Source organism: Bacillus cereus group sp. N11 (genome assembly GCF_016483605.1).
Classification (GTDB): domain Bacteria; phylum Bacillota; class Bacilli; order Bacillales; family Bacillaceae_G; genus Bacillus_A; species Bacillus_A toyonensis.
The window spans coordinates 1-237 of record NZ_JAEHBN010000106.1 but is presented as its reverse complement, the minus strand read 5'-3'; the positions used below and the strand labels follow the sequence as shown (position 1 = coordinate 237).

The window sequence follows — 237 nt, the reverse complement described above, 5'->3', positions numbered from 1 at the left end:
GCTCCACTAGCGTTTCGTGTTCTACCTTGCCTACCTTCGCTACTGGTGCTAGATGTAAGACAGGTCACACGGGCGCTACTGGAGCTACTGGACCTCAAGGTGTTCAAGGTAACACAGGTGCTACTGGACCTACTGGTGTAGCAGGTACAGCACCTACTCCAGCTGCTGGAGGACAAACAGGACCAACTGGAGCACCAGGAGAATAGGGGTTATAAACAGGAGCGGCTGCCGGAGGCG

1 pseudogene is annotated in these 237 nt (G+C 55.3%); it reads left to right on the top strand.

The features are described 5' to 3' along the window. A pseudogene (locus JDS98_RS29880) lies at nt 1-206 on the top strand (hypothetical protein); the annotation flags it as partial. Nucleotides 207-237 lie beyond the last annotated feature (31 nt).